Below are 10,646 nucleotides of genomic sequence, written 5' to 3'. Positions count from 1 at the left end.
ATCGCACCGGCGTCCGACGCGACGGTGTCCACTCTGACCGCCGACGCCGACGGACTCCAGGAAGACCTGTTCACGACCTTCCAGGACGGCGGCGGCAGCGCGGACACCCGGGCGGTGCAGAACGACCTCGGCCCGCTGCTGACCACGACGTACCTGAACGTGGCCAACCTGTGCCAGATGATCACGCAGGACTTCGTGCAGGCGTCCCAGATCCGCCTGGACCGGCCGATCCTCAGCCACGCCGTGGAGAAGGCGGTCGGCGGGGTGTCCGCGCTGACGGCGGCGTTGACCCAACGTGAAGGCGCGATCCTCCAGGCCCGCATCGACACGGACTCCATGAGCCGCCAGCTGGCCCTGGCCGCCGTGCTCGCGGTGTTGGCGGTGACGGTGCTCCTGGTCGTGTGGCAGTCCCGCCGCATCACCACGGACGTCGGCACCGTGTCCCGCGTCGCCGCTTCGCTGGCCGGCGGCGACCTGACCGGCCGGGCGCGGGTCCGCAGCCGTGACGAGGTCGGCGTGATGGCCACCGCCTTCAACGGCATGGCCGAACAGCTCCAGGAGCTGGTGGAGAACCAGCAGCGGGCCGAGCGGACGCTGCGCTCGGAGCGGGACTTCGTCGACGCCGTGCTGGAGGTCGCCGGCAGCCTCGTGCTGGTGATCGACAAGGACGGCCGCATCGTCCGCTTCAACCGGGCCTGCGAGATCACCACCGACTACGCCGCCGAGGACGTCCTCGGGCAGCTGGTCTGGGAGCTGTTCCTGCTGCCCGAGGACCAGCCCTGCATCAAAGGTCAGTTCGACGACCTCCAGGCCACGCGGTTCCCGCACAACTTCGAGTGCCCGTGGCTCACCCGGTCCGGCGAGCAACGGCGCATCGCCTGGTCCAACACCGCGCTGGTCGACGAGTCTGGCGCCGTCACGCACGTGATCGCCACCGGCATCGACGTCACCGCCCAGCGGGCCGCCGAGGCCGGCCTGAGCGAGGCCAAGGAGCGGTTCCAGAAGGCCTTCGACTACGCCTCCATCGGCATGTGCCTGGTCGACCTGGACGGTCGCTTCACGCAGGTCAACCGGGCGCTGTGCGAGATGCTGGCGCGGCCCGAGGGGGAGCTGCTCGCGCTGCGCGTCGCCGACGTCACCCATCCCGACGACGTCTCGGCCAGCCTGGCCACGGTGGAGGTGGCCAAGGACGGCTACACCGCGCCGCACCGCCTGGAGAAGCGCTACCTGCGGTCCGACGGCCGGACCGTGTGGGCCCAGGTCACCGTGTGCACCATCCACTCCGAGAACGGCGCTTCCCCCTACTTCGTCACGCAGGTCGAGGACGTCACCGAGCGGCGCGAGGCCGAGGCCCGGCTGGTCCGCCAGGCCTTGCACGATCCGCTCACCGGCCTGCCCAACCGGACGCTGCTGATGGACCGCCTGCGGCAGGTGCTGGCCCGCGCCGACCGGCATCCCGAGCTGACCGCCGTGCTGTTCATCGACCTCGACGGCTTCAAGGACGTCAACGACAGCCTCGGGCACGACGTCGGCGACGAGGTGCTGACCGAGGTCGGCCGCCGGCTGCAGGAGCACATCCGCCCGCTGGACACCGTCGCCCGGCTCGGCGGCGACGAGTTCGTGGTGCTGTGCCAGGACCTGGCCAGCGAGCAGAACGTCGTGGAGATCTCCGAGCGGCTGGCCGGCGTGCTGTCCGAGCCGGTCGTGGTCGACAGCTACGAGGTCGTGGTCACGGCCAGTGTCGGCATCGCCTTGGCCAACGGCCACAACCCGGCCCCCGAGGACCTGCTGCGCGAGGCCGACGCCGCCATGTACGGGGCCAAGACCCGCGGCAAGAACCGGTGCGAGATCTTCGACGCCGGGCTGCAGGAGCGGGCCGTCGACCGCATCGCCATCGCCTCGGCGCTGCGGCAGGGCCTGCGCGACGACCGCTTCGTGCTGCACTTCCAGCCCGTGGTCGACATGGTCACCGGCGACACCGTGGCCGTGGAGTCGTTGGTGCGCCTGGACGATCCCGACCGTGGCCTGCTCGCGCCGGACACCTTCATCCAGGTCGCCGAGGACAGCGGCCTGATCGTGCCGATCGGGACGTCCGTGCTGGAGCAGGCCTGCCGCAAGCTCATGTCGTGGCGTTCGAGCGGGGCGGCGCCGGCCGGACTGCGGACCGCGGTCAACCTGTCGGCCCGGCAGGCCACCCGGCCCGATCTCGCCGCCACCATCGAGCATGCGTTGGCGGAGAGCGGTTTGGAGCCGTCCGGGCTCACGCTGGAGCTGACCGAGACCGTGCTGATGGAGGCCGACGCGGCCACGCTGCGGCAGCTGGAGCGGATCCGTGAACTCGGTGTGGGCCTTGGCATCGACGACTTCGGCACCGGCTATTCGTCGCTGACCTACCTCAAGCGGCTGCCGGTCAGCTTCGTCAAGATCGACCGGTCCTTCGTGGCCGGGCTGGTGACCGACCCGTCCGACCGGGAGATCGTGACCGCGGTGATCCGGCTGGGGCAGGCCCTCGGTCTCACCACCATCGCCGAGGGCGTCGAGGAGCCCGCGCAGTTCGAGATGCTGCGGGCGCTGGGCTGCGACCAGGCCCAGGGCTACCTGCTCGGGCGGCCCAAGCCCGGGCCGCCCGGGGAGATCGCCGTGCTGCGGGCCCTGCTGGCCGGGGTCTCGTGACGGTTTCCCGCCGGAACTTCCTGCGCGCCGGCGCCCTGCTCGGCCTCGGCGCGACCGCCGCCTGCTCCACCGACCAGGACAGCCGGGCCGTCAGCGCCGCGGCGCTCGGGCCCAGCAAGCACGGCGGCGTGCTGCGCGTCGGCATCGCCGGCGGCAGCGCCGCCGACGGGCTCGACCCGCACCACCCGCCCACCTACACCGACCAGGCGCGGGTGTCCAACCTGTATGAGCCGCTGTTCGTGCACGACGCCGCCTACAACCTCCAGCCCGTGCTGGCCGAGTCGATGGAGCCCTCCAACCACGGCAGCACGTGGACGCTGCGGTTGCGTGACGGCGTGGAGTTCCACAACGGCAAGCGTTTCGACGTCGACGACGTCATGTTCACCTTCCGGCGCATCGTCGACGTGAAGGGCAACGGCGCCGCGGCCCTGAGCATCATCGACTTCGCCGGCCTGCGCAAGCTGGACGCCCGCACCCTGCGGATCCCTTTGACCCAGCCGTATGCGCAGTTCCAGGACGAGCTCGCCCAGTACTACAACGGGATCGTGCCGGTCGGCTTCGACGTCGCCAAGCCCGTCGGCACCGGCCCGTTCCGCTTCGGCTCCTTCACGCCGGGGGACCGCAGCTCCTTCCCGCGCTTCACCGGCTACTGGCGCGGTGACCAGCCGTACGTCGACGAGCTGGTGATCGTCGACCTGCCCGGCGCCGAGCCCCAGCTGGAGGCGTTGCTCGGCGGCGACGTCGACGCCGTCGACAACCTGCCGCCCGAGCGCATCGCCACCGTGAAAGCCGCCGGGCACAACGTGTTGGTGTCCGAGACCGGCAACTGGACGCCCTTCACCATGCGGGTCGACACCCCGCCGTTCACCGATCCCCGTGTGCGCCAGGCCCTGCGGCTCGTCGCCGACCGCGAGCAGCTCGTCAGCCAGGCCCTCAACGGCCAGGGCCGGATCGGCAACGACCTGTACGCGCCCTACGACGTCGCCTACGCCAAGCAGTTGCCCCAGCGGCAGCAAGATCTCGACCAGGCCCGCTCGTTGTTGCGCAGCGCCGGGCAGTCCGGTCTCCAGCTGGAGCTCTACACCTCCACCGCCGTCGACACCTCCGCCGTCAACGCCGCCCTCCTGTTCGCCCAGCAGGCCCACTCCGCCGGCATCTCCGTCCGGGTGCGCCCCGTCGACAGCGGTGTGTTCTACGGCAAGCAGTACCTGGGCTGGACCTTCGCCCAGGACTACTGGTACACCCGCAACTACCTGCCCCAGGTCGCCCAGGGCTCCCTGCCCAACGCCCCCTACAACGAATGCCACTGGAACGACCCCGCCTTCGACTCCGTCATCTCCAGCGCACGCGCCGAGCTCGACCCCTCCCGCCGCGCCCGCCTCCTGCAGGACGCCCAGCAGATCGAGTACGACCGCGGCGGCTACCTGGTGTGGGGCTTCAAGAACCAGATCGACGCCTTCAGCAGCAAGGTCACCGGCTTCATCCCCGACCGCGGCCTCCCCCTGTCCTCCTTCCAGTTCCGCACCGTCTCCTTCGTCTGAGCCCCGCGTTCCTTCCGTCGTCAGGCGAGAACGGCGGCAAGGCCCATTGCCGCCTTCTCTCCGGCTCTTTGCCCCGTTCGGGCCCAGTCCGGCTTCAGCGCTGAGCCCTGGAAGATCCGGGCCCACCCCAGCGGCTCGGACCTCACCGTCTCCCACGAGTTGCCGTAGCTCGGGACCGCGGCATTTGGGGGGCGGCGCGATGGCGAACGTGGGCGAGGTCCTGTCGGCACTCGGCGCCGTTGCCGGCTGCGTCGACCGCGCCGCCCGGTTGTCGCCACTGCTCTCGTGATCGCGGGACGTGGTGAGAAGGACTGACGATGGACACCCAGGTGATGGGGCATGTCGGGCGTTGTCGTGGACGGGAACGGCGGAGCGCAGTCTGAACCCGAAGCCCTTCGCCGACGCGCCGCTGTTGCCACGCGATGGGGCAGATGATCCGCTCGTCTACTACCCGAGGTCGGCGTATCTGCCAGCCGAGGAGGCGAAGAAGGCGCTGACCGAGCACATTGTGACGGGCGCTCAGCCGACGTGTGTGCAGTGGCAGCCGTGGGGGTGGGAGGTGCGCGAGCTGCCGGTGTGGCTCACGCCGGACATGTCGGAGTATCCGGCTTTCCGCCTGATTTCCGACTGACGGCGTCGAGGATCCGGCGCAGGGTGTTCGGGGCGAGGCCGGCGAAGTCGAGCAGGAGGCCCTCGGCTGTCGGCGGTCCGTCGTAGAAGGCGGAGAGCCGGTCGACGAGAATGCCTTGGCCCAGCAGGGTATCAGCGGTTGCCTCGGGCATACGGAGGAGGACGTGCAGGCCCGAGGCGTTGGGCAGCACGGCGCGCTGCTCGGCGACGAGTCGACGGGCGCGGCGGAGGTGACGGGTGAGCTCGCCGGTGGTGAGCAGGTCGGCGAGGGCGAACTGGATGGGCAGGCTGAGGTAGGAGTCGGTCTCACCGCGCAGGCGAGCGACCTCGGCGGCCAGCGGGCGGGCAGCGACGAGGTACCCGATACGCAGCGACGGGGCCAGCAGCCGGGACAGGGTTCCCACGTAGGCGACGACTCCGTGCTCGTCCAGTGTCGCAAGTGGACGGTGATCGGTGAATTCACCGGCGTAGTCGTCTTCGACGACCAGAGCGCCCCGGTCCCGTGCCCAAGACAACAGATGTTGTCGACGGTCGGGGGTCAGCGTGGCCGTCGTGGGGAACTGGCAGGCTGGGGTCACGAGGACCAGCCTCGGATTGACTGCTTCCAGCGCCGAAACCGAGATGCCGTCGCTGTCGACGGGGATCGGCACCACCGTGGCGTCCCGGTCGCGAACCATTCGGTTGAAGGCGGGATAGCCCGGCTCTTCCACCGCGACCCGATCCCCGGGTCGGACGACCGCCCTTAACAACAGTCCCAGCGCCTCGGCCGCACCGCCGGTGACGACAACATCCGTTGTCGCCGCCGGCAGGTCTCGACTGGTCGCGAGAAAGTCCGTCAGCGCCGCCCTCAGCCTCCGGTCGCCCGCCGGGTCGCCGTACCCACTCGGCAGCCGCCTCTTCGCCGCCGCCTGCCAGGCCCTCCGCCACGCCGCCGCCGGCAACATTGCCGCCGGCCTGGCCCTCAGCCGCAGGTCCAGACCCGCGACAACATCCGTTGTCGACGGCCTTGGCGTCGTCAGCCACGGTGCCGCCTCAGGCACCGGTCTCGCTCGCCCCGCCCTCTGCTCCCCGCGCACGTAGCTCCCGCTCCCATGCCGGCCGCCGACCAGCCCCCTCTCGGCCAGCACGCTGTACACCCCGAGCACCACGTTCCTCGACACCCCCGCCGCCTCCGCCAGCGCCCGCGAAGACGGCAGCCTGGCCCCCGGCCCTAGACGCCCCTCCGTGATCGCCCTCGCCAGCAGCTCGACCAGGGCGTCGGTGCGCTTGCCGGTCCGAGGGAGGGGAAGCGCTATACCGGCAGCTGCGATGGAGATGAGCCCTTGTTCGGCCCTGACCTGCCCTCGCTGAGCCTGGTCACTGCCCGGAGTTCGCCGATCCATGCCAGCCTCCGAGTGAGTGGTCGTGGCAGCTGTCGAGTGAGTGGCTCTGTCCCACCCTAATCCGCTCGGACCACACTGGACGGCGTGGAGAGCACACGGTTCGTCGTGCTGGCCGACGACCTGACCAGTGCAGCGGAGGCGGCGGGCCACTTGGCGGACACCGGCCGCCAAGCATCGGTTCTGCTGGATGTGGGTCGAGAGGTGTCGCCGGGGCTGGACGCAGGAGACGGCTGGCTGTGCCTGGATCTGGACAGTCGCCGGTTGTCGGAACGGGAGGCGGCGGCGCGGCATGAGCGGGCGATGAAGTGGCTGGGAGAACCCGGCCTGGGCGTCTACAAGACGATGGACAGCTCGCTCAGGGGCAACTGGGCGGCGGAGCTGGCGGCAGTGATGGAGGCGGCGGGAAGGAGGTTGGCGGTCGTGGCGCCTGCGTGCCCGGCCTACGACCGCAAGACGGTGAACGGGCATCAGTGGGCCGACGGAGTTCCGGTGCACCGAGGGCCGGCGGGTAAGGACCCGGTACGGCCGGTGACCGCCTCGTCGGTGCTGGAACCGCTGGCGCGAAAGGGAATTCTGACGACGCTGGTCACACCGGACCGGGTTGCGGCGGCACTGGAGGGGCACGGGGCGGTGGTGGTGGACGCCGCCACGGAGGACGACCTGGCTCTGGTCGCCAAGGCGGTCGAAGGCCACCTGAAGGAGATCGTGCTGTGCGGCAGCCCGGGATTGTGGGAGGCGCTGCACTCCAAGGGATCGGTCCGAAGGGAGCTGCCGACAGCGAGGAAAGCGTTGGTGCTGGTGGGAAGCCTGCATCCGACCACCCGAGAACAACTGGCCGAGCTGGCCGACAGCGGAGTGCCGGTGCTGACGGCGCCGGAACCGCAACAGGTGGTCGAAACGTTGAAGACGGCTACGACGGTGGCGGTGGCGACGCCGGAGGTCCCGACGACGGAACGGCATCTCCGAACACTCGCGGCCATCGGTGTCCACTGCGTGAAAGCGGTGCCCGGCACGGGGTTCGTGCTCAGTGGTGGGGACACGGCAAGGGAGCTGGCGGTGGCCCTGCGCAGCAACGGGATCCGCGCGGCCGGCACGGTGGCGCCGGGGATCATGGTCGGCACACTGATCGGCCCCGGTCATCCCGTGATCACGAAGGCGGGCGGCTTCGGCGGCCCGGACATGCTCATCACCGCCGCCGACGCACTGACCAGGAGCACACGATGACCCTCCCACGGCTGGCCGTCACCATGGGCGACCCGTCCGGCATCGGTCCGGAGATCACGGTGGGCGCCCTCGCCGACTTTCCCAAGGACAGAGCCGAAATCATCGTCCTCGGCGACGTCGCACGGCTCCGTCGAGCGGCCCGGATCACCGGTGTCGACGCGAGTGGACTGAAGATCCGACAGACGGGGGAGCCGACCGACCACCTGCCGTTCGGGCAGGTCTCGGCCGAGGCGGGGAGAGCCTCCTACGGGTACGTCGAAGCGGCGATCAAGATGGCGCTGAGCAGCGAGGTCGACGGCATCGTCACCGCGCCCATCCAGAAGGAAGCCTGGCATGCGGCCGGAGCCGAGTTCGCCGATCACACCTCGATGCTGGCGGCCCTCACCGAAACGCCCCGGCACGCCATGATGCTGGCCAACGACCAGCTGCGGACGGTGCTGGTCACCACGCATGTGCCGCTGGCCAAGGCGCTCACGGAGATCACGACCGAACGGGTGCTGGGCATCATCGAGCTCGCCCACGACGAGATGCGCGCGATCGGGATCGAGCAGCCACGGATCGCCGTTGCCGGTGTGAATCCTCATGCCGGCGAAGGGGGTCTGTTCGGTGACGAGGAGACGCACGCCATCCGGCCGGCGGTCGAGGCGGCGGTCAAGGCCGGCATCGGGGCCACCGGGCCGCACCCGCCGGACACGGTGTTCATGCGGGCCCGGCGCGGCGAGTTCGACATCGTCGTCGCCCAGTACCACGACCAGGGCCTGATCCCGGTCAAGCTGCTCGGCATCGAGGACGGCGTGAACGTCACCCTGGGCCTGCCGTTCGTGCGCACGAGCGTCGATCACGGCACGGCCTTCGACATCGCCGGCACGGGCCGAGCCGCGGCCGGCAGCCTCCGCTACGCGATCGGCAGCGCCATCGATTTCGTGCGGGCCAAGGGGATTCGGTGACCGAGTTCGTGTTCATGCTGACCCGCGACGACCGAACGGTCGCCGACGCGCACGGGATTCTCGAACGCATAGAACCGATCGGACTGCGCCACATCGGTTTCAAGGACATCGGACTGTCCTTTGTGGAGCTAAAGACACTGGCCCGGCGTATTCACGACCTCGGCGCGCGGTCCTATCTGGAGGTCGTCAGCGTCGATGGTGAAACCAGCAGCATCGAGGCGGCCCTCGACCTCGGCGTGGACGTGGTCCTCGGCGGCACGCGCGTCGCCGACGGTATCAAGATCCTCGACGGCACGGGGATCGAGTACTGGCCGTTCCCCGGCCGAGTCGAGGGCCACCCCAGCGTGCTCACCGGTGACGCCGCCGAGATTGTGGCCAGCGCCGAGGAAATCGCCGCGACGCCCGGCGTGCACGGCCTCGACCTGCTGGCCTACCGCTTCGCCGGCGACGCCCCCGCGCTGGCCGCCGAAGTCGTCAAAGCGGTCGACATCCCCGTGTTGGCCGCGGGAAGTGTCGACCGTGTCGAACGGATCGACCGTCTGCGGAAGGCGAGAGTCTGGGGATTCACCGTCGGCACGGCGATCCTCGACGGAACCTTCCGCATAGACACTCCACACAGGACGATCGAGGGTCTGCTGGTCGCCGTGCTCGCGGCAACACAGAAAGCGTGAGGCACATGAACAAGCACCGCACCGAACCGGTGAACCTGCCCAAGGGGGCGGCCGGACTGGCCGAGGCCTGGAGTCCGAGGGTCGCCGGCCGCGTGAACGACGTGCTGGTGAAGGTCGCCCGCTTCGACGGCGACTTCGTGTGGCACAACCACTCCGACACCGACGAGGCGTTCCTGTGCCTGAGCGGCCGCCTCGTCATCGAGCTGCGGGAAGACGACGGCGAGCGGTCGGTGGAGCTGACCGAGGGCGATCTCTACGTGATCCCGCGCGGCGTCTTCCACTGCCCGCACGCCCCCGAAGGCGCCACGGTCGCCCTGTTCGAGGCAACAGGCGTTGTCAACACCGGCGACACGGGCGGCGAGCTCACCGCCCCCGTCGACCTCGACCTGTAAGGAAACGAGTTCACCACAGGTTCCTGACATCTCTCTGTGACAGTGACGGGCCATGAAAGCCCGTGCACTGCTAGTACTTGCCACCGTCGCGGCGGGCGTGATCGGCCTGGCGCCGGCCGCGCTGGCCGACGGCGTGGTGCTGGTCGCCGACTCGACCTCGTTCCTGGCCAACATCGACGACGACGCCGGCGTGTGCCAGGCCCGCGCCAAGCAGATCGTGGCCGACGCCGCGCCCCGCGAGCAAGCCCAGGACCAGGCGTTCTACCAGCGTCGGAAGGAGTTGGAGGAGCTCGCCAAGACCGATCCGACCGGGGCCGAGCAGCAGTTCCAGGAGCTGCAACGCCAGCACCGGATCGAGCAGTACCAGACCGACCGGGACCTCGCCGCCTGCAACGACGCCGCCGACGAGGTGGTCAACGGTCCCCGCGACGAGCTGGACCTGACCAAGCTGCACCTGTGGTCGTCGACCGGAGGTGAGGTGGTGATCCCGGCCCACACGCACGTGTTCATCAAGCGCGCCAACTGGGAAATCCTGCGCCCGGGCACGAAGCTCGACGCCGCCGAACTGCGACACGGCGTCGAACTGGGCCTGGAGGGCACGGACGTCATCCGTGACTCCGCGGTGTGGGACGGCCGGGTGACGGTCCGCTTCGGCAACGCCTCCGTGACACTGAAGGAAGCGCCGCTGATCACCCAGAACGACACGCAGCCGGTCGAGCAGGTGTTCGCTGCCGACCGTGGCAAGAACGCCCCCGACTTCGACAAGACCCTCGCCGACGCCGTGCCCGGGTTGCGCAAGGTCGACCTCGGTGACGACAAATGGATGCAGGACGTTCTCGAACCGATGTACGAGACCCGTGACGGCCACGGCATGCGAGTGCTGCTCACCTCCGTGGACTCCGCGCACCGGGACAGCTCTCGCGCCGCGTGGACCCAGCTCGCCGGGCCGGACGTGGCCGCGCTCCACGTCGAGCACGCCTTCAATCCCAACGAGAAGGAGGGCTACAACTCCCTCGGCAACCTCGAGACCATCCCGCCCACGCCCGGCCACCCGCGCGGGCAGATCATCGTCGGCGGCCAGCCCGCCCCCGAGATCATGACCCTGCTACGTTCGCAGGGCGTGCAGGATCCGCTGGTGCTGGACTCGACCTGGCTCAACGTCGGCCACGTCGACGAGTTCGTCCAG

9 protein-coding genes are annotated in these 10,646 nt (G+C 69.9%); 8 read left to right on the top strand and 1 reads right to left on the bottom strand.

What is annotated here, in order from left to right; all coding sequences use genetic code 11:
- From KUTG_RS52915 to KUTG_RS55980, 3 genes are all read left to right on the top strand, one after another.
- Positions 1-2,673 (top strand): EAL domain-containing protein (locus KUTG_RS52915; RefSeq protein ID WP_232240667.1); only part of this gene is annotated, 2,673 nt, incomplete at its 5' end.
- Positions 2,670-4,214 carry an ABC transporter substrate-binding protein gene (locus KUTG_RS04890; RefSeq protein ID WP_043715207.1) on the top strand — a complete coding sequence of 515 codons (1,545 nt, stop codon included), beginning with the start codon at positions 2,670-2,672 and terminating at the stop codon, positions 4,212-4,214. The genes KUTG_RS52915 and KUTG_RS04890, both read left to right, overlap by 4 nt.
- Before the next feature lie 349 nt (positions 4,215-4,563).
- A complete protein-coding gene (locus KUTG_RS55980) occupies positions 4,564-4,845 on the top strand; it encodes an Imm1 family immunity protein (protein WP_198047018.1) in 282 nt (93 codons plus the stop codon).
- Here the strand turns inward: KUTG_RS55980 and KUTG_RS04885 are convergent.
- Complete coding sequence (locus tag KUTG_RS04885) at positions 4,796-6,226, bottom strand: aminotransferase-like domain-containing protein (RefSeq protein ID WP_052393978.1); 1,431 nt, start codon at positions 6,224-6,226, stop codon at positions 4,796-4,798. The two genes, KUTG_RS55980 and KUTG_RS04885, sit on opposite strands and share 50 nt — an antisense overlap.
- Before the next feature lie 84 nt (positions 6,227-6,310).
- On the opposite strand from KUTG_RS04885, the gene KUTG_RS04880 reads away from it, so the two are divergent.
- The 5 genes from KUTG_RS04880 to KUTG_RS04860 all read left to right on the top strand — a co-directional run.
- Positions 6,311-7,450 (top strand): four-carbon acid sugar kinase family protein, encoded by a 1,140-nt coding sequence (locus KUTG_RS04880; protein WP_043715205.1) that lies wholly within the window; start codon positions 6,311-6,313, stop codon positions 7,448-7,450.
- The gene (gene pdxA, locus KUTG_RS04875; RefSeq protein WP_043715202.1) at positions 7,447-8,397 is read left to right on the top strand and encodes a 4-hydroxythreonine-4-phosphate dehydrogenase PdxA; all 951 of its coding nucleotides are present in this window, start codon (positions 7,447-7,449) and stop codon (positions 8,395-8,397) included. The genes KUTG_RS04880 and pdxA overlap by 4 nt, the downstream gene beginning before the upstream one ends.
- Positions 8,394-9,068: a hypothetical protein gene (locus KUTG_RS04870; protein ID WP_198047017.1), complete on the top strand. Its 675-nt coding sequence runs from the start codon at positions 8,394-8,396 to the stop codon at positions 9,066-9,068. Before pdxA ends, KUTG_RS04870 begins: the two co-directional genes overlap by 4 nt.
- Before the next feature lie 5 nt (positions 9,069-9,073).
- Positions 9,074-9,460 carry a cupin domain-containing protein gene (locus KUTG_RS04865; protein WP_043715200.1) on the top strand — a complete coding sequence of 129 codons (387 nt, stop codon included), beginning with the start codon at positions 9,074-9,076 and terminating at the stop codon, positions 9,458-9,460.
- 52 nt (positions 9,461-9,512) lie between these two features.
- Positions 9,513-10,646 (top strand): protein-arginine deiminase family protein (locus tag KUTG_RS04860; RefSeq protein WP_198047016.1); only part of this gene is annotated, 1,134 nt, incomplete at its 3' end.

This window comes from Kutzneria sp. 744 (genome assembly GCF_000568255.1).
In the GTDB taxonomy this organism is placed as follows: domain Bacteria; phylum Actinomycetota; class Actinomycetes; order Mycobacteriales; family Pseudonocardiaceae; genus Kutzneria.
This window is presented reverse-complemented; position numbering and strand designations above follow the sequence as displayed.